The 1,174-nt window shown below is 56.6% G+C and carries 1 protein-coding gene; it reads right to left on the bottom strand.

Annotation, left to right across the window (positions count from 1 at the left end):
* Positions 1–16 precede the first annotated feature (16 nt).
* Complete coding sequence (locus AC2FJ5_RS21345; protein WP_496794521.1) at positions 17–976, bottom strand: IS110 family RNA-guided transposase; 960 nt, start codon at positions 974–976, stop codon at positions 17–19.
* Between the last annotated feature and the right edge of the window lie 198 nt (positions 977–1,174).

Below are 1,174 nucleotides of genomic sequence, written 5' to 3'. Positions count from 1 at the left end.
TTAGCAACTGTATTTCTCAGGCAGGTTGAATGGCCCATTTCTGGCGAGCTTTGCACATTGCGTTTGCGATTGTGACAAGCTTTCGGGCGACTGCGGTGATGATGACCTTGTGTGGTTTTCCGGCGGCACGCAGACGATCAGCGAAGACCTTCAGGACTGGATTGTGATAACTTGCAACGAGTGCCGCTTGGAACATCACGTGTCGCAATAGGCGTCGTCCGCCTGCAATAGCACGCTTGCCGCGCATGGCTCCACTGTCATGTGCAATCGGCGCAAGCCCAGTGAGCGCTGCGGCTTGCTCGCCTGTGATTTGTCCCAGTTCCGGCATTTCGGCGATCAGCATCGTGCTGGCGACAGGTCCGATCCCAGGGACGGAGCGCAAGATGTCAGCAGTCTTGGCCAGGCCTTCATCTGTCGCGATGATCTGTTCGATCCGAGCTTCAAGCTCGGTAATTTGGTAGTCCAACATTCCTTTGAGGTCTTCGTCCATGTCCGCGAACATCTCGGCTGATCCAAGCTTCCCGTGCGCCTTGATCTGCGCGAGAAAACGCTTTCGGGTTTCGACCAACTGGCCCCGCTTTGAGGTTAGGGCTCTGAGAAGACGCAATTTAATATGTGGAAGGGTCCGCCCTGCATCTGGCCTGAACGCCATGAAGTGCGCAATGAGTTCTGCGTCGATCCGATCCGTCTTGGCCCGTGTGCCCCGGCTGGCAGCGAAGGCTTTGATCTGAGCTGGTGGCAATTGCCGGGTCGTGACACCTTCGGCGTGGAGGGCAGACCACAAGCGCCATTCCTGGCCTCCGGTCGCCTCAAAACACACCAAGGCACTTTGTGAGAGAGCCATCTCACTCAAGCGCTCATGCCCTTCATCCGTGTTGGGCAATCGAAGTCTTTGGTTGTCTGACAGGCAATGAACGTCTAGCCAGTCGCGACTGACATCTATGCCAATGATTGCAGCCCGTGTTACCGTGTCCATGTTCTCTTCCTTCTGATCCGTGGTCCTGATCGGCCACATGCAACTGTTCGAGATGATGAAAGAAGAGACGGTGCTGGCTCGCTAAGAAACGTGGTCCAACCCACAAGGCTCAGACGCCATACACCGCCCCGTCAGCAGCCTCGGCCAAGGTCGCTGACGGGGGCAGCATAGCAAAGTGGCGATACAGAAGGCTCAGGA

This window comes from Ruegeria sp. CDSA221 (assembly GCF_059611825.1).
Note: the sequence above shows the minus strand (reverse complement) of the source record. Positions and strands in the feature narration are given on the sequence as shown.

Excerpts from the sequence above, each read along its gene's own strand:
- AC2FJ5_RS21345 (WP_496794521.1), bottom strand. The coding sequence starts at position 976 with ATGGACACGGTAACACGGGCTGCAATCATTGGCATAGATGTCAGTCGC.